22 protein-coding genes are annotated in these 25,991 nt (G+C 30.9%); 20 read left to right on the forward strand and 2 right to left on the reverse strand.

The genetic code is table 11. The features are described from left to right. Positions 1-2: 2 nt before the first annotated feature. From KSZ58_RS03525 to KSZ58_RS03595, 15 genes are all read left to right on the forward strand, one after another. Complete coding sequence (locus tag KSZ58_RS03525; RefSeq protein WP_009269866.1) at positions 3-1,712, forward strand: hypothetical protein; 1,710 nt, start codon at positions 3-5, stop codon at positions 1,710-1,712. Between the two features lie 10 nt (positions 1,713-1,722). Then, positions 1,723-2,751, forward strand: coding sequence for a dTDP-glucose 4,6-dehydratase (gene rfbB / locus KSZ58_RS03530; protein ID WP_009269865.1), 1,029 nt, complete (start codon positions 1,723-1,725; stop codon positions 2,749-2,751). Position 2,752: 1 nt separating this feature from the next. Then, positions 2,753-3,646 carry a glucose-1-phosphate thymidylyltransferase RfbA gene (rfbA, locus tag KSZ58_RS03535; RefSeq protein WP_009269864.1) on the forward strand — a complete coding sequence of 298 codons (894 nt, stop codon included), beginning with the start codon at positions 2,753-2,755 and terminating at the stop codon, positions 3,644-3,646. Between the two features lie 4 nt (positions 3,647-3,650). After that, positions 3,651-5,045: an NDP-hexose 2,3-dehydratase family protein gene (locus KSZ58_RS23355; protein WP_009269863.1), complete on the forward strand. Its 1,395-nt coding sequence runs from the start codon at positions 3,651-3,653 to the stop codon at positions 5,043-5,045. Positions 5,046-5,047: 2 nt separating this feature from the next. Continuing rightward, positions 5,048-6,082 (forward strand): Gfo/Idh/MocA family protein, encoded by a 1,035-nt coding sequence (locus KSZ58_RS03545; protein ID WP_009269862.1) that lies wholly within the window; start codon positions 5,048-5,050, stop codon positions 6,080-6,082. Next, positions 6,069-7,205, forward strand: coding sequence for a dTDP-4-amino-4,6-dideoxygalactose transaminase (gene rffA / locus KSZ58_RS03550; RefSeq protein WP_002606159.1), 1,137 nt, complete (start codon positions 6,069-6,071; stop codon positions 7,203-7,205). The genes KSZ58_RS03545 and rffA overlap by 14 nt, the downstream gene beginning before the upstream one ends. Before the next feature lie 2 nt (positions 7,206-7,207). Then, positions 7,208-8,965 carry a glycosyltransferase family 39 protein gene (locus KSZ58_RS03555; protein WP_009269861.1) on the forward strand — a complete coding sequence of 586 codons (1,758 nt, stop codon included), beginning with the start codon at positions 7,208-7,210 and terminating at the stop codon, positions 8,963-8,965. Positions 8,966-8,979: 14 nt separating this feature from the next. Next, on the forward strand, positions 8,980-10,098 hold the full coding sequence (locus KSZ58_RS03560) for an acetyl-CoA carboxylase biotin carboxylase subunit family protein (RefSeq protein WP_224727397.1): 1,119 nt from the start codon (positions 8,980-8,982) through the stop codon (positions 10,096-10,098). Continuing rightward, a complete protein-coding gene (locus KSZ58_RS03565; RefSeq protein WP_002606156.1) occupies positions 10,099-10,983 on the forward strand; it encodes an NAD(P)-dependent oxidoreductase in 885 nt (294 codons plus the stop codon). Between the two features lie 8 nt (positions 10,984-10,991). Next, on the forward strand, positions 10,992-11,900 hold the full coding sequence (locus KSZ58_RS03570; RefSeq protein WP_009269859.1) for a glycosyltransferase: 909 nt from the start codon (positions 10,992-10,994) through the stop codon (positions 11,898-11,900). 170 nt (positions 11,901-12,070) lie between these two features. After that, a complete protein-coding gene (locus tag KSZ58_RS03575) occupies positions 12,071-12,418 on the forward strand; it encodes an EamA family transporter (protein ID WP_009269858.1) in 348 nt (115 codons plus the stop codon). Continuing rightward, a complete protein-coding gene (locus KSZ58_RS03580) occupies positions 12,411-12,755 on the forward strand; it encodes an EamA family transporter (RefSeq protein WP_009269857.1) in 345 nt (114 codons plus the stop codon). Before KSZ58_RS03575 ends, KSZ58_RS03580 begins: the two co-directional genes overlap by 8 nt. 77 nt (positions 12,756-12,832) lie before the next feature. Continuing rightward, positions 12,833-14,260, forward strand: a complete 1,428-nt coding sequence (locus KSZ58_RS03585) for a hypothetical protein (RefSeq protein WP_002606152.1) — start codon at positions 12,833-12,835, stop codon at positions 14,258-14,260. A gap of 293 nt (positions 14,261-14,553) precedes the next feature. Continuing rightward, on the forward strand, positions 14,554-17,544 hold the full coding sequence (locus KSZ58_RS03590) for an NlpC/P60 family protein (protein WP_009269856.1): 2,991 nt from the start codon (positions 14,554-14,556) through the stop codon (positions 17,542-17,544). Positions 17,545-17,556: 12 nt separating this feature from the next. Then, on the forward strand, positions 17,557-18,105 hold the full coding sequence (locus tag KSZ58_RS03595) for a GH25 family lysozyme (RefSeq protein ID WP_009269855.1): 549 nt from the start codon (positions 17,557-17,559) through the stop codon (positions 18,103-18,105). Positions 18,106-19,068: 963 nt separating this feature from the next. On the opposite strand, the gene KSZ58_RS03600 is transcribed toward KSZ58_RS03595, so the two are convergent. Beyond that, the gene (locus tag KSZ58_RS03600) at positions 19,069-19,344 is read right to left on the reverse strand and encodes a transposase (RefSeq protein WP_177215839.1); all 276 of its coding nucleotides are present in this window, start codon (positions 19,342-19,344) and stop codon (positions 19,069-19,071) included. A 463-nt stretch (positions 19,345-19,807) separates the two neighbouring features. Continuing rightward, positions 19,808-20,152, reverse strand: a complete 345-nt coding sequence (locus KSZ58_RS03605) for a hypothetical protein (RefSeq protein ID WP_224727399.1) — start codon at positions 20,150-20,152, stop codon at positions 19,808-19,810. Between KSZ58_RS03605 and KSZ58_RS22530 the strand changes: the two genes are divergently transcribed. From KSZ58_RS22530 to KSZ58_RS03625, 5 genes are all read left to right on the forward strand, one after another. Continuing rightward, complete coding sequence (locus tag KSZ58_RS22530; protein WP_181952868.1) at positions 20,072-20,272, forward strand: hypothetical protein; 201 nt, start codon at positions 20,072-20,074, stop codon at positions 20,270-20,272. The two genes, KSZ58_RS03605 and KSZ58_RS22530, sit on opposite strands and share 81 nt — an antisense overlap. A gap of 645 nt (positions 20,273-20,917) precedes the next feature. Then, on the forward strand, positions 20,918-22,429 hold the full coding sequence (locus KSZ58_RS03610) for an LCP family protein (RefSeq protein ID WP_009588654.1): 1,512 nt from the start codon (positions 20,918-20,920) through the stop codon (positions 22,427-22,429). Between the two features lie 265 nt (positions 22,430-22,694). After that, positions 22,695-24,701, forward strand: a complete 2,007-nt coding sequence (locus KSZ58_RS03615) for a hypothetical protein (protein ID WP_009269852.1) — start codon at positions 22,695-22,697, stop codon at positions 24,699-24,701. Position 24,702: 1 nt separating this feature from the next. Beyond that, a complete protein-coding gene (locus KSZ58_RS03620; protein ID WP_009269851.1) occupies positions 24,703-25,296 on the forward strand; it encodes a hypothetical protein in 594 nt (197 codons plus the stop codon). A gap of 11 nt (positions 25,297-25,307) precedes the next feature. Then, positions 25,308-25,631, forward strand: a complete 324-nt coding sequence (locus KSZ58_RS03625) for a hypothetical protein (RefSeq protein WP_009269850.1) — start codon at positions 25,308-25,310, stop codon at positions 25,629-25,631. Positions 25,632-25,991: the final 360 nt, after the last annotated feature.

A 25,991-nucleotide genomic window follows, 5' to 3' on the forward strand; every position in this document is an offset into this window, starting at 1 on the left:
TGATGAAAGAGTTTTTAATTTCTAAAAAAGGAATTTTTTGTATAAACTTAGCTCTCCTATTATTATTTGCCTTCTCAGGATGTATGAAGTATGAGGTTTCTGATGACTTTATCATGGAAATGATAGTTTCTGGAGCTTACACAGGTTCACCTTCCCCATTTATTATGTTTATGCATCCTATCATTGGGATTGTTCTTTCTATCTTATATACATTCATCGCAACAATTAACTGGTATTTTATTTTTCAAATTACGGTAATATTCACTTCATTATGCATCCTATCGTATACGTTTTTGAAATATAGAAAAGATAATCTAAGCATATTGCTTTTCATGATATTTCTTTTGTTTTTATCCAATGATCTATACTTATTAGTTCAATTCACAAAGACTGCGACACTCTCTCTATGTGCTGGATGCATTCTTATGTTAAGCAATATTTTAGATCGCAACACGATGAATAAAAAAGAAATCGCCTTGGGGATCCTCCTTTTCTGTGTTGGCTATATGATAAGAAATAAATGCATCTATATTGTTTTATTTTTTTCTGTGCTACCAATCTTATTTCATGGAATCCAGAAGAGGTTCAAGTATATAGATTTCGTGAAATTGGCTAAAAAAGCAGGAAAAGTAATGTTCCCATGTTTTTTTGTTTTAGTAGGATTGAGCTTTTTCAGTAAAGAATTTGTCCAACGATATCCTGCGTATAAAGAATATAAAGAATACAGTGCATATCGATCCGATATTGTTGATTATTCTTATTACTCATATGAGGAAAATCGAACAGAATTCGAAAAAAATGGAATTAGTGAAAATGATTTTTATACATTAGTTCATTGGAATTTTGGAGATATAGAATATTACGATTTAGATAAATTAAAAACGGTAAGTACGATTTTAAGTACCTATCGTGATCGTCAATATACGAGTATAAAAGGAACGATTGTCAATTTAATAAATCGCCAGTATAAATATTACGTAAGTGCATGGGCACTGATGTTCATTTCATTGATTGGAATTTTTGCAATAAGAAATGGAATCTTCCAAGTCTTGTCTGTGAATTTCTTTGCTTTCTGCTTATTGTTTATAAACATGTATCTTGGAAGACTAAACTATCGCGTTGAGTATTCTATCTTTTTAGCAGCAGCGGCATTTTTGCTCTATAGCTTTCAAATATCGGAAAGTCGATTTGAAAAATTTAGCAATAAAGCTCTATATGCAGTGCTGATTGTCCTGTTTGTATGCAGAATACCAGTGCATATACCAAGTTATGGAAAAAGTAGTTACGATTCCATGTTTATCTCATGGAATAATGATTTAGCAAAATATAATGCTTCTTTTGCAAAAGAGAAAGATATGAGCGTTATAAACGAAATTAAGCAGAATCCAAATAATTTTTATTATTTAGGTTTTTATTCCAATATTCAAACGTTATATTTGAATTACAATCCATGGAAAGGGATTCAAAAATCAGAATTTAAAAATGCTGCTTTTTTTGCTGGAATTGATACATTTCACCCGGATTGGGTGAAACATTTGGAAAATAATAGTATAAATAACCCTATGAAACATTTATTAAAGGAAAATGTTTATTTTATAGAGAATAGGCCGATAAATGAAGTCTTGACTTTTGTACAAGAACATTATAAAGTAAATGCTGGAGTGACTTTGTATAAAAAAATAGGGTCATATTACATTTGGAAAATAAGATAGGAGATTAAAAATGAAAATTTTAGTAACTGGTGGTGCAGGCTTTATTGGAGGAAATTTTGTTCATTATATGGTGAATAAGTATCCAGAAGATGTAATCGTAAATCTTGATTTACTAACATATGCAGGTAATTTAGAAACATGCAAACCTGTTGAGGACAAACCCAATTATAAATTCTTTAGAGGAGATATAGCCGATAGAGCTTTTGTTTTTGATCTGTTTGAAAAAGAAAAATTTGATGTGGTTGTAAATTTTGCGGCTGAATCTCATGTTGATAGAAGTATTGAGGACCCAGAAAGTTTTGTTAGAACGAATGTAATGGGAACTACGACTTTATTAGACGCATGTAATAAATATGGGATACAACGCTATCATCAGGTTTCGACGGATGAGGTATATGGGGATTTGCCATTAGATCGACCAGATTTGTTTTTTACTGAGGAAACTCCTTTGCATACATCTAGTCCATATAGTTCATCAAAAGCAGCGGCAGATTTGTTTGTTTTAGCTTACCATAGAACATATGGTCTGCCAGTGACCATTAGTAGATGTTCCAATAATTATGGACCTTATCATTTTCCAGAAAAATTAATTCCATTAATGATTTCTAGAGCTTTAGCTGAGGAATCCCTTCCTGTATATGGAACAGGAGAAAATGTCAGAGATTGGTTACACGTATATGATCATTGTGTGGCAATTGATTTAATTATAAGAAAAGGACAAGTAGGTGAAGTTTACAATGTCGGTGGACATAATGAGCGAACAAACCTGGAAGTAGTTAAAACGATTTTAAAAGCATTGAATAAGCCAGAATCTTTAATAAAGTATGTCGAAGATAGAAAAGGACATGATTTAAGATATGCAATTGATCCACATAAGTTAGAAACAGAACTAGGATGGAAACCAAAATATAATTTTGACACGGGCATCCAACAAACAATTCAATGGTATTTGGATCATAAAGAATGGTGGCATAATATTCTTTCTGGAGACTACCAAAGTTATTTTAACAAAATGTATAAAGAGAAAGGGAGAGTGTAATATGAAGGGGATTATCTTAGCCGGAGGATCAGGAACTAGACTTTATCCATTGACACAAGTCGTATCGAAACAAATACTGCCTGTATATGATAAACCGATGATTTACTATCCGTTATCTACATTAATGCTTGCTGGAATTAAAGAGATTCTAATTATTTCTACACCACGAGATGTAGTAGTATTTGAAGAATTATTAGGGGATGGAAGCCAATTGGGATTAAGTATTGAATATGCAATACAAGAACAACCAAGAGGATTAGCAGAGGCATTTATAATTGGTGAAAAATTTATAGGAAACGATCATGTTGCATTGATTTTAGGAGATAATATTTTTTACGGTCGTCATTTTACGACAACTTTAAATGAAGCTTTATCCAAAAAAGGTGCAACAATTTTTGGGTACTATGTAGATAATCCTAAAGAATATGGTGTAGTCACTTTTGATAAGGATTATAAAGTGTTGACACTGGAAGAAAAACCTGAAAAGCCTAAATCTCATTATGCAGTTCCTGGTTTGTATTTTTATGATAATGATGTTGTAGACATTGCGAAAACTATAAAACCTTCAGCTAGAGGAGAACTGGAGATTACTTCCGTAAATAATGAATATTTACATCGTGGAAAGCTAAATATCAAAGTTCTTGGAAGAGGCTTTGCATGGCTAGATACGGGAAATCCCAACGCCTTACTTGAAGCATCTGAGTATGTTGGAGCAGTTCAGAAAAGAAGTGGTTTATATGTTTCCTGCATAGAAGAAATTGCATACATAAAAGGATTTATCGATAAAGTTCAATTGTTAAAATTGGCAGAGAAATTTGCGAAAACGGATTATGGAAAATATTTATTGAGACTTGCAGAAGAAGATGTCAATGAAGTAAGCGTAGTAAGGGGGTAATCGTGTGAAAAATACAATTATCCTTCTCTACGAATCTTGGCTAAATAAAACAGGAAATATTACTGGAAATGATGAAATAGATGAGTGGATTGAGCAACGAAATAACGATCTTGAGGTTCAGATAGAAAAAATATCTTTGAACGAGTGTAGTCCATGGTACTATGACGAAAAAGAAGGACAAATTAGAAATCAGAATTTATCATTTTTCACGGTAAAAGGATTCCAAAGAAAAAGAGAAAATGATGTCATATTAGAACAACCCGTTATTTTACAAAACGAAATAGGTTATTTAGGAATTATTTGTAAGGAAATCGATGGTGTGTTGAATTTTTTGATGCAGGCAAAAATTGAACCTGGGAATATTAATAAAATACAATTGTCGCCTACAATTCAAGCAACAAAAAGTAATTTTACTCAAAAACATGGTGGTAGAAAACCGAATTATTTGGAATATTTCCTAAATGCGGTTGATCACGAAATCATCGTAGATCAAATTCAATCAGAGCAATCTTCACGTTTTTATAAGAAACGAAATCGAAATATTATCATAAAAGTACAGGATGAGGTTTTGTTAAAACCAAATTTTAAATGGATGACATTAGGACAAATAAAGCGTTTAATGAAAAAAGACAATATTGTGAATATGGATACACGAACCGTATTGTCTTGTATTCCATATTATAATCACAGTTTTTCAAGTAATGAATTAAAGGCAATGGAAGCAAAAGCAAATGATAAAAGCTTATTTAAATCGATTTTTACAATGCATGATGAGGATGTGATTCCTAGAATATATCAACAAATAAACAATTCAAAAATGTTTGATGATGAAGAAGATGCATTGGTTTCTCTAAATCAACTTTCTACGTGGAAATATACAGAGAAGGAAATAAAATGTGTTCATGAACATGATTTTAAAGTTATATTTTGCGATATTATGATTGAGGGAAGAGAAGTAACGAGATGGTGCCAACCATTATTTGAAGCAACAGGGATTGCTTTATTTGGACTATTTGTTTGTAATGATGATGGTGTAAAGAAATTTTTAGTAAGGATAAAGAAGGAAATCGGCTGCTTTGATTCTTTGGAATTAGGACCAACTCTGCAATTAGAACCATCAAAAACACAGGATAAACAGGATCAGATAGTAGATTTGTTTATGAATAAAATGAATCATAATGTAAATATTATACATGATGTACTACTTTCAGAAGAAGGAGGTAGGTTTTATCATGAGCAAAACCGAAATGTTATTATAGAAATAAATAAAAATGAGATCCATGCTGCGGAAGAGGAAGGATATTTCTGGGTAAGTTATAGAACTTTAAATCAATTAGTTCAAGTTAATAATTGTTTAAATATACAACTTAGAAATTTAATATCATTATTAGAGGTGTAAAAATGAAAAAAATTAGAATCGGAATTATATGTCCATCAGAAATCGCATTTCGTAGATTTTTACCTTCATTAGAAAAAGAAGAGAATTTTACATATGTAGGTGTTGCAATCGCATCAAAAGAAGAGTGGGATGGAGATGTTGCAGACACTGTAATTGAAAATGAATGGAAAAAAGGAAAGACTTTTGTAGATACCTATGGCGGGAAGATCTTCGAGAGTTATTCTTCCTTAATTATGTCAAATGAAGTTGATGCAGTCTATCTACCATTGCCTCCTGCATTACACTATAAATGGGCAAAGAAAGCATTAGAAAATGATAAGCATGTATTTGTTGAAAAACCTTCAACTACAAATTATCAAGATAGTTTAAACTTGGTCAAATTAGCTGAAGAAAGAAAACTTGTATTGCATGAAAATTATATGTTCCAATATCATTCACAAATTTCAGAAATAAAGAAAGAAGTTGAAAATGGTAAAATTGGAAAAGTGCATTCATATCATGCTAGATTTGGTTTTCCTAGAAGGGATAAAAATGATTTCAGATACAATAAAGAATTAGGGGGAGGCGCTTTATTGGATGCTGGAGGATATGTAATAAAACTTGCAACAAAGTTACTTGGAGAAGATATTACATTGGAGTCATGTGTCATGAATTCCTATGAAGATTTTGATGTAGATCTATATGGAAGTTATATGTTTAGAAATAAGAAAAATGAGGTATTTATTGGAGAATATGGAATGGATTGTGAATACCAATGTATGTTATCCATATGGGGAAGTAAAGGAATTATGCAAACGGATCGTATTTTTACAGCCCCAGACAACTTCAAACCAAGTTTGAAAATTATTCAAAACGGAGAAGTTGAAACTCTTGAATTAAACTGTGATTCTCATTTTAGAAAATCCATACGTCAATTTTATAATGCTATAAATGACACTGCTGTAAGAGATAAAATCTATAATGAAATACTTTTACAAGCTCAATTAGTTCAAAAGGTTAGAGATATTTCAGGAGGGTTAGGGAATGATAAAATTTAATAAACCATCAATTACGGAACTAGAAATTAACAAAGTAGTTGATTGCTTGAACGGGAATAGTATATTATCAGGAGATGGAAAGTATACAACAGAAGTATATGAACATTTTAAAAAGAGATTTCATATTGATAATATGTTGTTGACAACTTCAGGGACTACTGCATTAGAAATGGCTTCTATTTTAATTGATTTAGAACCAGGGGATGAAGTAATTACGCCTTCTTTTACTTTTTCTTCTACGGTAAATGCATTTCTATTAAGAGGGGCAAAACCTGTATTTTGTGATATTCGAGAAGATACATTTAATATCGATGAAAATTTAATTGAGGATCTAATAACACCAAAAACAAAAGCAATCTATGCGGTTGACTATGCAGGTTTTCCATGTGAGATGGATAAGATCAATGAAATTGCAAATCGCCATGGTCTTTTCGTGATTGAAGATGCTGCTCAGGCGGTAGGATCTACATACAAAGGTAGATATGCAGGAACATTAACTGAATTTGGATGTTTTAGTTTTCACGAAACCAAAAATTATGTTATGGGTGAAGGTGGCGCAATTGTTGTTAATGAAGATAAATATATGGAGCGTGCTGAAATCATCCGTGAAAAAGGTACAAATCGAAGAAATGTATTACGCGGATTAGTAGATAAATATACATGGCATGATATCGGTTCTTCTTTTTTACCTAGTGATTTGTTAGCAGCAATTTTATCAGCACAAATGGAACGTTATGATGAAATTCTAGAAAAAAGAATGAATGTATGGAATACATATTATAATGGACTAGAATGCTTAGAAAAGGAAGGCTTATTGAGAAGACCGGTATTGCCAGAAGATATCGAGCATAATGCGCATATGTTCTGCATCGTATTGCCTGATGAAGATACAAGAACAAATTTAATCAATTCTTTAAAAGAAAAGGGTATTTCAAGTTATATTTGTTATGTACCTTTGCATTCTTCACCATATGGACAAAAATTAGGATATACACCAGAAATGTTGCCAGTTACTGAAGATTTAGGAAAGAGAATATTAAGATTACCTCTGTATGTAGACATGACGACTGAAGATACTTTGTATGTAGTAGATGAAATTTCAAAATCTTTGAAAAGAGGATAAAAATGATAGTCTACAAGAAAAAACTAAAAGTCAATCTGAATTTAATATTTCTCCTAATAATTATAGGGTGGCCATTAATTCATTCCTTTTTCGGAATAGATATGGCGGATACAGGTTTATATTTATATAATTACCAGCATCCGTTTTCCGAAACAGTCTCATTAATGACTTTCTTGGCGACGATTATTGGATATTTATGGTACAGCATTACATCTTTTTTAGGATTATGGGGATTGAACCTTCTTGAGGTTCTTATTGAATGGGCTAGTTGTTACTTTGTATATAAATTGTTGAAAGAAGAGATAAGAAAAGAAATACTTTTATTTGGAATAACATTGAGTCTCTTAATTTGTGATACATATATTAATGTTTATAATTTTCATCAATTAAATATGCTTTTAATGATTATGGCAATTTATTTTTTGTATAAAGGGTTAATAAATAATAAATTATTTTATTGCTGTATTTCTGGAATATTAGTTGGTATATCTGTATTTGTAAGATTACCAAGTATTACTAGTATTATTTTAATATTTCCAATAATAATTTGGAAATATTATAATTCCAATGTAACTAGAAAAGATACGATTAGTCAAATTGTCTCTTTTTTATCTGGTTTCATTTTATCAATAATAGTTATTTTGCTAATTTATATGCTAATTTTTGGATTTGACTATTTGTTAGAAGAATTCAATCGTGCTCTGTTTTTATCAAAAGGAGAAAGTGGAACTTCTCAATATGGTTTTTTAAATGTATTTATATTTTTGATAAAAGATAGTATGGCATCAATAGAAATAGGATTATTACTTTTAGTATATTCTATGTTGATTGGATTTTTTATTACTAGAATTAAATATTATTTAAAGGATAAAAAGTTATATTCTTTTCTCTTTTTTTGTTTAGCTTGTGTGGTACTTTTGTTGATTTTTTATTCGATTAATAGTTTTTCTGCAATGCCACAAGGATGGGCAAAACTTAGCTCTTTTGGATGGATATATTTTGGAATATTGTTGATATGCGGAATATATTATTCAATTCTAGGAACATATTCAGATAAATATAAAAAAATTGGATTATTAGGTGTTTTAGGAATTTTACTGAATTATTTAGTGTTTATGGGATCTGGAGTTAGGTTTCGACATACAATTTTAGGTATGTGGATACTAATGCCATTAGTATTTCATTTTCTCTATAAGTTATTTATTGAATTTAAAAATAAATGGTTAGGAGTAAGTTCGAAAATTATTTTTTTAACTTGTATTGTATTAATTTCAAATTATTTAATAACTACTAATATGTATGATGATTCTAACATCTTTAATTTAAATTCTAAAATTAATTCGAAAGAAACAAAATTACTGTTTACTACACAAAGACAGGCAGAGACAGTAAATGATGTCTTGAATATACTTAATAATTCTATTTATGATAATAAAGAATTATTAGTATATGGTGATAGTGTTCTATTATATGAATTAAGTAATAAAGAGGCATATGTGCGTCCATGGATAAATGTTTCATCATATTCTATAAAAGAATTTTCTCAAGATTTGGAGGAAAAGTTGAAAGAAAATTCATCTCTACCATTGATTGTTATTTGTCGTACATCATCTTATTTTGGATTTGATGAAGTTGGTTATTTAAGTAATTTAGAAAGAACATCACAAATAAATGAGAAGAAGATGATTCTAAACAATTTTATAACTAATAATGAGTATAAGTTAGTTTATGAAAATGAATATTACAGTGTTTATGAATGAAAGGGGTAAAAAATATGACACGTAAAGTCTTAATTTTAGGTGCAGGGAATGCACAATATGACGCTATAAAATATTGTAAAGAAAAGGGATTTGAAGTGTATGGATGTAGCTACACAGATACAGATAAATCAATTCCGCTTTTAGATCACTTTGAGAAAATTAACATTATTGATGTTGATGAAGTAAAAGAATATGCAATGAAGATTAACGCAGATATCGTTTATTCAGTTGGTTCAGATGTTGCAATGCCAACAGCGTGCAAAGTAAGTGAACAATTAAATTTACCGTATTTTGTTTCGTCAGAAACAGCAATTATATGTAATAATAAACAGCAGATGAGAGATTATCTAGGTTCTGATTTTGAAGGGAATGTACATTATTTTGTTTCATCAAATAAAGATGATTTAAATGAAGAAACACTAAATTTTTTCCCAATGATGATGAAACCAGTAGATTCTCAAGGACAACGTGGAGTTCGTTTAGTATCTAATATGGATGAAGTTCTTGAAGAATATGATGAATCAATGTCACATTCAAAAAGTAAAAAAATAATTTTTGAAGAGTATCTAAATGGTCCTGAAATAAGTGTAAATGCTTATGTTTATGAAAAAGAATTAAAATTCTTTCTTGTATCGGATCGTGTATCTTTTGAAGAATATCCAGGAGGTATTATAAAAGAACATCATTTACCAACGAAAGAAAGTCCTGTTGTTGTAGAAAGAATTAGGGCTTTGGTAGAGAGAGTTGTTAATAAATTAAATATAGAGAATGGCCCAGTATATTTCCAAATAAAAATTGTTAACGATGTTCCTTATGTAATTGAAGTAACTCCTAGATTAGATGGTTGCCATATGTGGAATGTTATAAAAGAATATTGTGGATTTGATTTGTTAGATGCAACATTTCAACATCTATTAGGCAATGAACAACTTGCTTTCTGTATGAAAGAAAAAGAAGGGAAATTTAAATTAGTGTTTACTTGTGAGAAGCCAAATACGGCATTTGATCGCAGTAAATATATTATTCCTGATAAATGTTGTTATTTACGCTGGTATTATGAAAATGGAGATAATGTGCGTGTTTTAAATGGCTTTATGGAAAAAGGCGGATATTATATAGAGGAAGTGAAATAAATGCGAGTTGTTGTAGTCGGCGCTAATGGTTTTATTGGGGTAAACTTAATAAAGCGATTATTAAAATGTCAGTATGATGTAATTGGCATTGATCAATATGATAACCATCTGCAAATGTTTTTGGATAATTCATCATTTAAATTAATCAAGGAACAAGTATCATATGATGTTTTGATGAACGTATTACAACCAGATGATGCAGTAGTATGTCTTGCTGCAAAAAGATTAACTCCCAATTTTAATTTAAATGATTATGTTGCAAATATTCATTTAAATTGTGATATATTTCAAAGTTGCATGGACTCAAATACAAAAAATGTAGTATTTTTGTCTTCTATTTCTACATATCGTGCCGATAATGAAAGCTGTAGTGAAGAAATTGATACTGGATCAGGTAATTTATATGGCGAGTCAAAGTATGCAATGGATCATTTAATAAATTTTTTGAATAAGAAAAAAGAAATGTGTATAAAAAGCCTACGCTTGGCACAGGTAATTGGAACAGGTGAACGAAAAGGATATTTGTTAAATACGCTATTAGATAATGCGAAAGAATATAAAGAACAAGTTATATATGGTAGTGGATGTGGAGAGAGACAATATATATATATTAAAGATGTTATATCCGCAATTATTTGTGCAATCGAAGCAAAAAATGCGAAGGGTATTTATAATATAGGGATTAAAGGGCGTATTTCTATTTCTAATCTAGCAAAGCTTATAAACCGAGTTTTTAAAAATGAAGCAGGAATTAAATATTTACTAGAAAAACCAGAAGATAAAAGTATATTAGAGATGGATGTATCAAAAGCGGAAAAAGAATTGAATTTTAAGCCTAAGTATGATTTAGAGGCAGCAATTCAAGATTTAAAGAACTATTATTAGGGGTGTAAATGATGAAAATTACAATAGTAATTCCTTGTTATAATTCAGCAGATACAATCGGAAAAGTAGTGGATTTAACAAGTAAATTTTTAAACGAATTAAAAGGTATTTCTTATGATTTTGTTTTAGTGAATGATTATTCAAAAGATCAAACTTATAAAAAAATTGAAGAAATAAGTAAATCTTATAAAAATGTCATTGGTGTGAATTTAGCCAAAAATGCAGGACAACATAATGCAATATTAGCAGGATTAAGTATTAAAGAATCGGATTATTATCTAGGAATGGATGATGATATGCAAACACATCCATCACAAATAGAAAAGCTGATTAATAAGATATCAGAGGGTTATGATGTAGTCTATGGTAAATATACAAATACAACTTCAAAAGGTATAAAAAAAATAACAAGCAATTTGCATAATTATTCTGTTGAAAAGCTAATTGGAAAACCAAAGGGATTAAAGGCTACAAGCTTTTGGATAATTAAAAAGAAAATTCGTGATAAAATTATTCTTTATCCATCACAATTTACGGATTTACAATCTTTATTTCTTAGAACAACTGCAAATATAACAAATGTAGAGTTAGAACATTTTGAACGTATAAGTGGCAGTTCAAACTATACATTTCGGAAATCATTAAAATTATGGTCGAGCATTTTAAATTTCTCTGCGCAACCATTTCACTATCTTATGGTAGTTTCTATTGTAATTATAATTTTATCTATATTTTTTACATTGTTTTTTGCATTTAATAGAAATAATAATTATTTACTTTGTCTCATTGCGTCTTGCATAGGTTTGTTATTATTCTCTATATCGCTACTAGGAATTTATATTGTAAGAATGATGTTTGTTATAACTCAAACGCCACAGTATATGATTTCAGAAATAACAGAAGAAAACATTGATTAAATAGAATAACTAGGTTAAATATATCGCCTGTTTTATAAATCTCTATAGTTTGTCGTTAAAATAGTAATTACCAAAATAGTATTAGAAAATATGGTAGAATGAATTTTATGACAAAAAAAGTAAGCAATTTTAATACTATGGATTTAATAACATATGGGGAGGAACACTTTATGAAGAAAATAAATTGGATACAAATTATAAAAATACAAGCAATTATTTTTCTTTATTCAATTATAAGCATACTATCAAAAATTGCTTCGTCTTTTCTAGAAAAAGATATATGGATGGTAATGGTTATTTTATTAATCATGTTAATAGTATTGGCAAGCTATGCTTTTTTATGGCAAAAATTGTTAAAGAAAGTTGATTTATCCATTGCTTATGTGAATAAAGGTATGCTCTTATTTTGGTCTATGATTTGGTCTGTTGTTATTTTTAGAGAGGAAATAACAATACTTAATATTATAGGGACTATAATAATTTTTGTAGGGATAATGGTGGTGAATGAAAATGCTTAATATCTATACTTTAATCATGTTACTTTCGTCTTTTTTAGCTGCTATATCTCAAATTTTATTAAAGTTGAGTGCAAAAAAAAATCATAAGAATTGGATAATGGAATATATAAATCCATTTGTTATATCTGGATATTTATTATTATTATTGACAATGATTATGAATATATATGCATATAGTGGTATTGATTATAAATTTGGTCCTATTTTGACAACAACTAGCTATATATTTGTTGTAATACTTAGTATATATATTTTAAAGGAAAAATTAAATAAGAATAAAATAATAGGAATTTCATTGATTCTAATAGGAATTGTAATTTTTAATATAAAAATATAGCTATTTAAATAGTTAAGAGGAAATCATGAAGTTATTGTCTTTTCAAGGGTTTTGAAATAAAAATGAGGTGAATAATCATGAGAATTCTGAAAAATGTAATTAGTTCAATACTTGTAATGTTTATGTTTTTATATGGTATAAATGTAAATGTAAAAGCAAATTCAGATGAGATAGCAAAGTTAAATATGAACGAAACATACAGTAATATTGATTTAACTGCTGTAACTAATTTTAATACACAGATCATGGGGGCAAATTTAGTAAAGCTTTCATGGAATGCTGTTAAAGGTGCAGATGGATATATTATATATCGTAAAATTGCAGATGGAAAATTTGAATATCGATACATGGTAAGTAATACCACATATACTGATACAACAGCGCAAACAGGTGAGTATAACTTTTATCGTGTATATCCATATAAGAATGTGAATGGAAAACGTGTACTTGGTCCATCAAATGAATATAAGTATGTTAAACCTGCACCATTAGGAGTGAAAAATCTTAAAGCACAAGCAACTGGAACTACTTCAATTAAACTCACATGGAATGCAGAAAAAGATGCGGATGGATATATTATATATCGCAAAATTGCAGATGGAATATTCGAATATCGATACATGGTAAGTAATACCACATATACTGATACAACAGCAAAAACAGGTGAGTATAATTTTTATCGTGTATACCCATATAAGAATGTGAAGGGAAAACGTGTACTTGGTCCATCAAATGAATATAAGTATGCTAAACCTATGCCGTTGGCTGTTACTAATTTAAAAACAATAAGACAAAATTCTAATATAAAAATTACGTGGAATACAGTATCAAATGCAGATGGGTATATTATTTATCGCCAATCACCAAATGATTCAAAAATGGTTTATCGTTACATGGTAAACAGTACATCGTTTGTCGATACTCAAACATCGGCACCAGGGTATTATTATTATCGGGTTTATGCATATAAAAATGTGAATGGAAAGCGAGTTCTAGGCCCTTCAAATAATTATAGTTATGTTAAAATACCTAAGACTATAAAAAAATATATAGAGGGTATGTATCGAGTGGGGATAGATGTACCTGAGGGAGAATATATCGTTTTTAAAAACAATGCTAATTTAGGATATTATAAAGTCACATTAACAGGAAATAATGATGATATCATCACTAATGATATTCTTGAGTATAATGGATATATTACATTGCAAAAAGGGCAAAGCATTTCTTTAAATGGTTTAGATATGTATCCTGTAAATCATGCGCCAGATTTAGACATGAGCAGCGAAGGAATGTTTAAAGTCGGGAAAGATATTCCAGCAGGAACATATAATGTAGTTGTAAATCCAGAAAAAGAATATGGTTATTATGCGATTTGTAATGATTCTTATAATCGATGGGATAGTATTGAGTCAAATGATTACTTTAAAGGCAATAGATTTGTTACTGTAAAAGATGGCCAATACCTTCAGATAAAGGATAGTAAAATAGAAAGAATAAATTAACCTTGTTAAATTTGATCTGTTAATTAATCAATGAAAATAACAAATTCATATAGAATGAAAAGATTTAGAATTTACATGAATTAGTTGAAAATATAAAATTCACTAAGGTTATTAGCATAAAAATTAAATAGAAACTTGTAATAATTTAATTTTTTGTTAGAAAAATATAAATTAAAATATAAGACTACTTTTCTAAACTTATTTCTTCAAGATTATGTAAGTATTGAAATAAACATTGTGCATTGAATTTTATTGGATGTATAACTTAACTCTAGTAAAAAAAGGAGAGTTTTATGAAAACTTTGATCATTTTAAGCACAGTTATAAGCTGTATGGGCGGACAAGTTTTGCCTGCTATACCACTTCGTCAAGAAGCGCCACTAGTTGTTTCCAGTGTAGCTAATATTGACAGTCATATTGTTGTAAAAAATGGAAAAGCATATTATATGGAAAATGGTAAAGTATTAATGGGACTATTTTCAAGAAATAATAAAACTTATTATGCACCAGAATGGGATAAAGGGGCATTAAAAACAGGTTTACAATTAGTAAACGGAAAGAAATATTATTTTGATGAAGTTACATATGCACAAAGAACTGGAATTGTGGAAGTCTTTTATGGAAGTAATACACAAAAACATTATTTCTTATTGAATGGTGGGATAGCAATGGGACTTTATACTGATAATAAGGGAGATACGTACTATTTTGCAGGAACTAGTGGAGTTCTAGTATATGGACTTCAAAATATCAATGGAAAAAAATATTATTTTGATGAAAAGACTGGAAAGCAAAAAGTAGGGCTTGTGACAATTGATTATGGAAATGGAAAACAAACACATTACTTTTTGAAAGATGGTGGTGTAGCAAAGGGACTTTATACTGATAATAAAGGCGATACATACTACTTTGCTGGAAATAATGGAATCATGGTGTACGGACTCCAAAATATTAATGGAAAAAAATATTATTTTGATGAGAAGACAGGGAAACAAAAAATAGGGTTTGTGACAATTAATTATGAAAAAGGTGAACAAACACATTATTTTTTGAAGAATGGCGGTATTAAACAAAATGGATTTGAGGTTATTGATGGAAAGAAATATTATTTTGCAAAAGATAGCGGTATTATGTATAAAGATATCAAAATAATTAATGATAAAAAATATTATTTTCATCCCAAAACTGGTGAATTATTAAATGGAATTTATCGTGCAAATAATGGTTTTACCTATTATTTTGATGAAAATACCGCAAGTGGCGTAAGAACTGGGCTTCAAACATATCAAGGTGATACTTATCTGTTTCATAAAGAATCAGGAATTATGCTGACTGGTCTTTTTTCGGTAGGAAAAGATCTTTATTGCTTTGATGAGACTAGTGGAAAGGCATTAAAAAACACAAGTTATAATTTGTATCATGTAATTATTCAATTTAATAATAAAGGTATTATGATGAATCATTATATTGATGATGATTATAAAGATGATGTACGACCCAATATTATTAATAAAGCATTGGATAAAATAGGTGTACGTTATACAACTGATCCAGATGGTTATGTATGCAGTTCCTTTGTCACTTTTGCTTATGAAAATCTAGGTATTGATTTATGGGATTATCGTGCTGAATCTTTTGAGCAAGCAATGTTTGTAAAAAATAATAACAAAGAAATTACAAGGGAACAATTAAAGCCAGGCGATTTGATTTTCTGGTCAAAGCCAAATTGTGGTGACCCAGAATGCGATCACACTGATCAAGTTCATCATATTGCAATTTATTTAGGAAATAATAAAGTTATTGAAGCGAATGAAACTTTCGGTCTTGTCGATGTTCAAAACATTACTTCTGATGATAACTATGTTTTATATTCTTATGGAAATATCATTCCTCAAGAATTAGAATCATTAGAAGCACCCGAAAAATTAGAAGTTACTCCAGGAACTAATGATAAATTGAATATAACATGGGAAAGTAATGAGCTCGCTGATGGTTATATATTATATCGTAAAGATCCTAACGAAACAATATATAAACAGATTGCTAAGATTACTGGGAATATGAACACTTCTTACGCAGATACTGCAACAAAACGCAGTCTCTATTCTTATAAAATTGCATCTTATAAAAATGTAAAAGGTAAAGAAAAAGTCAGTGAAATGTCTATGGCAGTTGATGGAATGAGGCTGTTAGATGCTGCAAATAACTTGAACGCAGTACCAGCAGGAAAGAACAAAGTAAAGATTAGCTGGGATAAAGTAGAAAATGCAGAAGGTTACATTGTATATCGTCGAATTGGTAATGGTAATTTTGAATATCGTTATATGGTAAAAGGAACAGAATATACAGATACAACAGCGTCGAACAGTGAATATAATTACTATCGTATTTATCCGTATGTAACATTGAACGGGAAACGTCAATTGGGAGTAGCAGGTAATTATGTTTATCAAAAGGGGGGGTTAGCTGCTGTAAATAACTTGAATGCAGTACCAGCAGGGAACAATAAGGTAAAGATTAGCTGGGATAAAGTAGAAGATGCCGAAGGTTATATTGTATATCGCCGAATTGGTAATGGTAACTTTGAATATCGTTATATGGTAAAAGGAACAGAATATACAGATACAACAGCGTCGAACAATGAATATAATTTTTACCGTGTTTATCCTTATATTACTGAAAATGGAAAACGTCAATTGGGAGTAGCAGGTAATTATGTTTATCAAAAAGGCGGTTTAGCTGCTGCAAATAACTTGAACGCAGTACCGGCAGGAAAGAATAAGGTAAAAATTAGCTGGGACAAAGTAGAAGATGCCGAAGGCTATATTGTATATCGTCGAATTGGTAATGGTAACTTTGAATATCGTTATATGGTAAAAGGAACAGAATATACAGATACAACAGCGTCGAACAATGAACATAATTTTTACCGTGTTTATCCTTATATTACTGAAAATGGGAAACGTCAATTGGGAGTAGCAGGTAATTATGTTTATCAAAAGGGAGGCTTAGCTGCTGTAAATAACTTGAACGCAGTACCAGCAGGAAAGAATAAGGTGAAAATTAGCTGGGATAAAGTAGGAGATGCGGAAGGCTATATTGTATATCGTCGAATTGGTAATGGCAATTTTGAATATCGTTATATGGTAAAAGGAACAGAATATACAGATACAACAGCGTCGAATAATGAATATAATTTTTACCGTGTTTATCCTTATATTACTGAAAAAGGGAATCGTATTTTAGGTCCAAGTAATATGTATAAATATGCGAAAGGCAATTAATAAAATAGAACTATGAAAGAAAGAAGTAGAGTGAAGAAAACTTTAAAATTTATACTCTGTATAGCTTTATTACTTTTGCAAAATGATTTTAATGTTTTGGCAGAAGTAAATGAAACAGAAACTGAAATTGTTGATGAAAATAGTTATCAAAAAATTAATCTTAATGAAATAGACAAAATGAAAAATGCTGCTATGGGACAAAATCAAGAAATGACAAGCAGAGATTTTCGTGATGTTGGTCCATATTGGGTTAATGAGAATGGTATTAAAAGTTTTTATGATGCAAACAATGTGCTTTTTGAGAGAAAAGGAACAAAGAAAATTATTGATGTTTCCGAACACAACGGAAAGATAGATTGGAAAAAAGTAAAATCCTCTGATGTTGATGGTGTGATTATTCGTGTTGGATATGGATATCTAATGGAAGATAAATATTTTCAATACAATGTTAGTGAGTGCAATCGTTTGGGAATTCCTTATGGTATTTATCTTTATAGTTATGCATATGATGCGAATTTTGCTTATGAAGAAGCAAATGGAACTGATGAGATGCTGAAGTAGGTAAACTTAACATATCCTGTTTATTGTGGTATAGAAAATTTTACCCCTTTGTCTTATCATGGAATTATGCGCTATCCACCTAAATATGTATCAGGAATATGAAAAGGTTTTATCACATATCTGAGCTGTATAAAAGAGTTAGGTTATGGTGATAATACGCATGTGTATAGTTATCGTTCTTTTCTTCAAAGTAAATTGGATACTAAATAATACTTTCTCATGTTTCTTGGGTTGCTGCTTATACTCTACCTTAACTTTTACTAAATCCCATTATAAAGGCGATTATGGATGGAAATATACCTCAATTATCAGAGTGAGTACAACTTTTATAAGGTATATATTTACAAAATTATAAATGGTAAAAGGCAATTAAGTGTATCGGATTAATATGTTTATGCGAAGCCTAGACCTAAAACAGTGAAAAAGTTTAAAGCTGAGATATAAATGCAGGAGCTGATGGTTATATATTACAGGCAAGCACCAGGTGAATTGTGTATGAATTATCGCTATATGGTAAAAGGGAATAATTCATCTATGATGCACAGATCACTAAATCGGAATATTATTTCTAACGTGTATATGCCTATAAGATGATTGATGGAAATGAGTTATGAGTTCTAGTAATACCTATGTGTATGCAAAAAATAAATTTAATATAGATAATTGGAGAATATAAAGCCTATTAATTACCTATTTATAAGACTGATTAGGAAAATATGTAAAGTAAATGAGTATTCCGTGACGAGAAGTTTATACAAAAAGCTGAAAAAAGATTAATAGAAACAGTGATGAGGTCCAGTAAATCCGTTAAAAAGCCTATGCAAATATGAATATAAAAGGGGCTGTAACGAATAGTCATTAAATTGGGCTACAGAACGTTACAGCTCTTTTTTCGTGTGTTTACAGTGGTATTCATAATGTATATCCATAGTCCTGTTTCAGATTCGCAAACACACCTTCTGCCTAGATGCTTCTCTGCATCATAATCTTCTTTCCTTCCTCGCTTTCGAGATTCTTGCGCACCTCTTTATGATATTTTTCCATATCCCGGCTTCTGTTCAGTGTCCTGCCTTTCCTTGCTTTTGTGCATCTCGATCTCAAAGGGCAGTCTCCGCAATGCTCATTCACATATTTCTGATTTGTCTTTGGATACATACTTCTATGATCCAGCGTTGATGATACCAGCGTAAAAGCATGCCCAGCTGGACATATGATCTCACCGTTCTCATTCTCTTTCATTTGAAAGCTTTTGAACTGATTCTTTTTCGTTTTCTTCTCTTTTTCTTTCTCATATCCAGGATATTTCAAATACTGCTCAATGTGGTGGATACTGTTATAACCGTAATTATTATATCAGCCATATCCAGCATCTGCACTGATATAGATATGCCGGATATATTCGCTGCTTACTCCCATCTGCACATTATATCCCGGTTTGAATACACCGGTATTGTTATAATAATCATATTTCATATGCATAAATGTTGCATCTGGATTTGTCTTAGAGAAACTGTTGCGTTCTGCAAGTATATCTATATGAAGCGTATATTTATACATCTTCAGCCCATATTCCTTTAATTCATCATAGTATCTCTGGACTTTATGCTTTCTTTTCCCCTTACCATGTTTGAACTCTATCCCGTGTCCATTCATGCATCGTTCGATCCAGTCACAGACATCCATCAGATAATCAAGTCTGATTTCATGATAGACTGAAAAAAATCATTGATAATTCAAGGTCATTTTTAATATTACGGTTTAGACTCTTAATGCATTTCATTGTCTTTTCCCAGCATCTGGCTCTATATTTCGTTATGGCCTTCTTCCACACAAAGGTCATTTTGTTTGCGTTCGCTTCAAATTTAGTGCCATCAAGATACAGTACATATGTATCTACAGTATCCTGCTGTTCAATGTAATTGTTGATCTCAGTGAATATCTTATCTATCGGCATTTTCAGATCATCATGGATGAAGCGGTGGAAAGCCTGATGGCAAGGTCTGTAATTATTCATAAGAGATATGAAACGGATATCAGTACGGCACAGTTTCTCAAGTTTTCTAGTGGAAGCGTAACCGAACAAGCCCATGCGAGGATAACCGTAATTCATATAGATGCCATTATAGCCATGAGTATTTCTGTTAGTGAAATCAATATGCTTATTTAAATTTATACCTCCTGTGATTTCAAGAACAGTGCGTGAAATATCATCATGTGCTATGTCATTTTTGGAAAGAAAATTGAATTTAATGGCAGGATCGCTTGATATGTGCTATAATTTTTCTTAGGTAATATATTTAATACAAGCAATTAATTTTACCAAATAATAAGCACTTTTTCCAGTATCTGGATGATTGCTTTTCGATTTCTATGTCTGCTTACTCGTTACAGCCCCTATGATTTTGGACATGTGCTGATTTTAAACCGCTTGCAAATTATTCCTGCTTTTTTCTTCAAACAATTTGACAAAAAAGAGGTAAATATTTTAACGTTTTTTAAAGAAGTATTGATTTCAATCATTTTTAATTAGAATTTTTTCCCCTTAAATCATACGGCAAACAATAAATAGGGGAGGCTTCGCCTATCAAACTTATTTTCAGGTTTGCCTTTATAACATCTATGACCAATTTTCGTGATGAAAGTAACATAGCAATGATCCATCCTTCAGCATCCTTTTTCAACCTTGGTAATTGTCTATTATCCAAGAATGTATGAAACTTGTGTAATATTAAGGAAATGTAATACAAATCGTATGGTCAAATAGTTGAAAAACCTTTATAATAGAACTGTTGATTAAAAGAGGAGGCTGTTTATGGCTAAGAGAATACATAAGACAAAGAAAACGCCTTTATTTAAAAATGTAGGTTTTTATTTTGTCCTTCTTTATGCATTACTAACTTTAGGTATGATTGTTCAGGTATTCACGGTAAATGTGATCCCTATGAAATATGCAATGATTGTATGTGTCATATTATTATTACTGCTTTTAGGAATGTATTATCTCCAGTTTGGGAAAAAAGTAAATAAAGTAAATAAGGTATTGGGAAAAATATTGATTGTTATATTAGCGGTGTTCTTAGGCGTTGGCAACTGGTATTTATTTAAAACAGGATCAGCATTCTCCAGAATAACTGGGGATGATACGCAGACATCTATTGTATCTGTAGTAGTGATGAAAGAGAATAAAGCTGAAAGTATTGAAGATTTAAAAAATAGTAAATTTGGCTTAACAAAAACAGGAACACAGGATATCATGGAAAAGGGACTTGCTGACATAAAGAAAGATGCAGGACAGGATATCACCACTGTAGACTATAAATCATATAAAACGATTGCTGATGATTTATATGATGGGAAAATTGACGCTATTATTATGGATGAAGCCACAAGAAGCTTGTTTGAGGATAATCATTCTAAGTTTGACTCAGAAACAAGGATAGTAAAAAGCTACAAATATAAGACTACAACTAAAGATATTAGTAAAAATGTAAATGTGACTTCTGAACCATTTAACATTTACATAACAGGTATTGATACTTATGGAACAATATCTACAGTATCCAGATCTGATGTTAATATGATTGCGACAGTGAATCCTAAAACACATCAGATTCTGTTAACTAGCATTCCTCGTGACTATTATGTACCTCAGCCATGTCAGGGAGGTCAGACAGATAAACTGACACATACTGGTATCTTTGGTGTAGATTGCACCGTAGAAACAGTGGAGAATTATTTTGGTATTGACATTAACTATTATGTTCGTGTAAATTTCTCTAGTGTTGAGAATATTGTTAATGCTTTAGGTGGTATCACGGTTAATAATCCTGTAGCATTTACAGCGAGTGATGGAACGTATTCTTATGAAGCAGGAGATGTTTATATGGATGGGGCAAAAGCATTACGCTTTGCCCGCGAACGTTATAATTTAGGGGGCGGTGACCGCGACCGTGGTAAGAATCAGATGAGAGTTATTACCGGAATCATAAACAAAGCAATTTCACCATCAATTATTACAAATTATACGAGTATTTTGGATGCAGTCAGCGGTAGCTTCCAGACAAATATGAGTAACAGCGAAATGACATCTTTGATTAAAATGCAGATAAACGATATGAGTGGCTGGGATATTGAACAAATTTCCGTTAATGGAACCGGTAATGGCAGTGCATGGTCACCGGCAAACGGATTTAATTCCTGGGTGATGGAACCAAATGTCAATACAGTGAAACGTGCTGTTGAAGTTATAAAGAAAGTTGAGAACGGAGAAGATGTAAAAGCTCTTGCTCAACAGGTTATGGAAGAAAACACAGCCGATGAATAATATTTAAATAAAAAGTCAGGTTATTTTGCAAATTTTATTGCATTATAGACTGACTTTTTTTGCATACTGATACTTATAATCTGATTTTTGATTTCCGATATATTAGAAATTTTTGGCGTGATATGTAAGGAACGCACTACTAATCTTTCATAGATAAAGAAAGCTTTTCATATCCTATTATGCGTATATCTATAAAAATGATTTATAATATTTACAAATACGTAATTATTTTATAAAATAGAAGTATCAAAAAGAGGGTGGGAATATGAATGATTTATTTTACGTGCTCTATAATTGCATGGATAAAGACGGTATACGTAATCGGTTAGATTCAGTATATTGGCTTTATAGCGTCGAAAATATTATTGTAAAGCGTAATGACGTATACAGAAGATTTCTAAAGGTAAGATTTTTTAATCGATTTTTCAATGAACAAAATGATTTAATGCAAATGAAATTTAATTTTCATGGACAGGAATTTACAATTAAACGATTTGAACTCGTTTCAGAATATCAAAATCAAAATTTGCTAGGTTTTGTATATGAAATAGAGCTATCTGACGCATCTACAGATTTATCTTTAATTAGCTATATTGCTGACGGAGAAGAGTATGTTGTGAATGGCCATATAGTTTCGAATATCAAGTTAAACTATGATCGTCAGCAATTGAATTTATTAAATGATTATACTTCAGACTTAACTGTAAATACTCTACCCTTAATAAAGGATAAATTTTGGGTCTGTTCTTGCGGGTTTTGTAATACAGCAAAATCAGATGTCTGTGAATCGTGCGGTTCTGAAAAACAGAATTTGATTGAATTGATGAATGAAGACTTAAGAGAAAGGGCTTATAAGCAGCCAGATAAATTTTTAAGAATGGATGAGCAACAGACGCTTGATAATATTCTTGAAAATTATGCAATAAAAATGGAAGATACTTACGGTTTAGATAAAAGCAAATTACTATCATGTCTGGATAAGGCCTCGTTAAAAATAAAGCATGAAGAGCTGATAACTGACAAAATTAAGAAATTCCTAGAAGATGAAAAACTTACCTTATCTGTTGATTTAAGCTTTGAAGAAAATATAAGACAGTATTGTGAGAAGATAACCGGAGCGCTGATAACAACAGAAATGGTCACGCAGCTAGGAAATCTGAAAGAACGTGAGGTAGAGTACCGACAGCGATGTGAGTCCCAGATGCGTGTAAATCAACAGAGGAGAAAGAAGCTGGCTATCATGGTTGGATCAGGAGCTCTAATTCTGATTGCACTTCTTATCAATACAGTGATGCAGCAAACGTCACATGACAATGAAAATATTTCTGACACTGCTTCTGCTAAAATAGAGCAGAAAACTGAAAAAGAGACAGTAAAGACTGAAAATCACAATCTACCCCAAATCGAGGCAGGTGTATACAGTACGATAGCTTTAAAAAAAGATGGTACTGTGTTATCTACAACAATTCACAAATCTGAAGATAATCGTGGACAAAATAATGTGAAGAACTGGGAGAATATAATACAAGTATCTTCCAATGAATATCATACTGTAGGTTTGAAAGATGACGGTTCTGTTATTTCAACATCAATAAATACTTCTAATGATACAGGACAAGCAGAAGTAGATAGATGGACTGATATTGTTCAGGTATCAGCAGGGACGTGGCATACCGTTGGGTTACGCAAAGACGGTACAGTAATTTCTACATTCATTGATGATATGTATGATTTTGGGCAAGGAGATGTAGATGATTGGACAGATATCATTCAGGTTTGTGCAGCATGGGATCATACCATAGGATTGAAAACGGATGGAACAGTTGTATCTACAAAAATCAATAATGAAAAATATGATTTTGGTGAAACGGATGTGACTGATTGGAACGGTATAGTACAAATAGCGTCAGGATCGAACCATACATTGGGACTAAGAAATGACGGAACTGTTGTTTCGATAGGATATGAAAAAGATGGACGTTGTTCTGTTTCAGGTTGGCGTGATATTATTGCAATTTCAGCAGGTAGATTTCATAGTATAGGACTCCGTAAAGATGGAACTGTGATATCTACAGAAATTCTTGATAAAAAAGAAAATTTTGGCCAAACTGAAGTAGCTGAATGGAGCAATGTTGTGCAGATTTCTGCTGGATGGCTTCACACTGTGGCTTTAACACAAGATGGACATATCTTATATACTGAAATTAGTAAAAAAGCAGATGATAATGGTCAAACTGAAGTAGCCGAATGGGATTTAAATGGAGGGAATTAGAATGAATTATCAAGCTGATGTAAATGTACTTTCTTCACCAATATTAAAAATTGAGAAGAACATAATAGAAATGGATGATGCAATAATTCAAATTAAGAATGTTGCCAGTGTATCACTGCGTTATCCGCCTAAGTATGGATATTCGCCTTATGCAATAGGTATTTTCATAATAAGCTTTTATATTTTTTTCTATACAGTGACTGCTGCTGAGATAAAGTTTATCAGCTTTATGTTTTTGATTAGTGCGGCAATTTCTGGATATATGCTTTATCGTACTTGGGAAAAAAATAAGGATCTTGGGAAAAATATTATTATATCTACAGGAAGTGGATTTAGTTTCTGGATCAATAGCAAAGACGATGATTTCTCTTTAAAGGTTATAGATGTTATTAGAAATATCATGAATGGACACGCTATTGAAAATGAAGTCATTATTAACCTTGAAAAGCTAGATATCATAAATAATGGCATTATGGCATATACAGATCATTCACAACATAATACCTCATATTCAGATATCAGTGATTCAATAATAGGGAGTGATAATAAAGTTCAGGCTCCGGATGCTGATGAATATCCGGAATTGAAAATATAAAGGAGTAACTTATGGGAAATTATAAGAATTATTCAAACATATCTAATTCAATAATAGGTGATAATAATCAAGTCAATATTCAAACTAATGAAGTTAGTACGGAGACTTGGAATCTTTTGAAAAAAGAATTGCTGGAATCTATTTCAAAAACGGAGGATTCTCAAAATCGAGAAATACTTGAACATATTTACGCATATGCTATACAAAAAGATAAAACCGGGATCGTTCAGTATATTAAGAAGCATAGTTATACGATTGAAAAGGATATTCTTGTAGGAATTACATGTTCTGCATTATATGAGTTCATAAAATGGTGTCTGGGAATTTATATGTAGTATAAATTGAAGCCCTTTGGTTGGTTATAACGGCAGAAAGGTAAATACAAGATAATGATCCTTATTTCGGAGTATTGTGGATTAGCAAAGGACAATTTGAAAGTGTCTATAATTCTATGAAAAAGCAGTTGTTGTACGCTGATTGATAAGCTCCTTTATGAGAAATAAATACCATGCTCTATAGTATTATAGTGAGGTTAATAAGAGTAATATCATCTTAATCAGGATGAATTGGCTATCCAAATTTTTTAGGGGTTTTCGCCAGAAATTTGGGGGTCAACTTTGGGGGAGAGAAAAAATAAAGGCTAAAAATTAAGACCCCTAAAGTTAAAATCAAGAGAATCAGTGAAAAAACATTCT

This window comes from Erysipelatoclostridium sp. DFI.2.3 (genome assembly GCF_019132535.1).
In the GTDB taxonomy this organism is placed as follows: Bacteria; Bacillota_I; Bacilli_A; order Erysipelotrichales; family Erysipelotrichaceae; genus Clostridium_AQ; species Clostridium_AQ innocuum.